Genomic DNA, 282 nt, shown 5'->3' with positions numbered 1-282 from the left:
AACGCCGTTGAGGTGCCAACCGCGCTGTTGGCGGCAAAGGTGATGGTCGCGCCATTGCTGAGCGTCACGGTAAATTCGCGGTCGGTCGGCTGGCTTAATGTCGCGCCAATGGTGGCGGTGCCGCTGCCTTCCGCCACGGTGATATCCCCCAGCGTCAAGGTGGTGGCGTCGCGGTTATCCACTACCGTGGTGGTGGTTGTACTGCTCGTATCCAGCGCTTCATAGTTGCCGCCGGCAGCGTCTTTGATACCGAGGGTCAGCGCTTCCTCACCCTGCTGATAG

Annotated in this window: 1 protein-coding gene; it reads right to left on the bottom strand. The window is 61.7% G+C overall.

Annotation, left to right across the window (positions count from 1 at the left end):
- On the bottom strand, positions 1 to 282 hold a 282-nt coding region (locus NC856_RS17735; RefSeq protein ID WP_264091716.1), incomplete at both ends, for an immunoglobulin-like domain-containing protein.

It is taken from the genome of Brenneria izbisi (assembly GCF_025840185.1).
GTDB classification, from domain to species: Bacteria; Pseudomonadota; Gammaproteobacteria; order Enterobacterales; family Enterobacteriaceae; genus Brenneria; species Brenneria izbisi.
Note: the sequence above shows the minus strand (reverse complement) of the source record. Positions and strands in the feature narration are given on the sequence as shown.